This window comes from Caldisalinibacter kiritimatiensis (assembly GCF_000387765.1).
Lineage (GTDB): Bacteria > Bacillota > Clostridia > Tissierellales > Caldisalinibacteraceae > Caldisalinibacter > Caldisalinibacter kiritimatiensis.
In genome coordinates this window covers 1-224 of sequence record NZ_ARZA01000084.1, presented here as the reverse complement: position 1 = coordinate 224, position 224 = coordinate 1, and the positions used below count along the sequence as shown (strand labels likewise).

General features: G+C 28.6%; 1 protein-coding gene. It reads left to right on the top strand.

All coding sequences use genetic code 11. The annotated features are described in order from the left end of the window. Nucleotides 1-224: S-layer homology domain-containing protein (locus tag L21TH_RS04145; RefSeq protein ID WP_034429293.1), on the top strand; the 224-nt coding region annotated here is incomplete at both ends.

Here is a 224-nt window from a genome sequence, read left to right as displayed (position 1 = left end):
AATACTATAACTAGAGCAGAGTTCTCAAAAGTTGTAAGAACATCACTAAAGCTAGATTTAGTAAAAGGAAATAGTTTTGATGATACAAATAATCATTGGGCTAAAAATGAAATACATACATTAGTTGAAAATGACATTATTATAAAAAGCGAATATGGAGATAACTATGAGCCTACTAAAAACATTACAAGGATAGAAATGGCGAAAATGATAGTTAGAGCAGT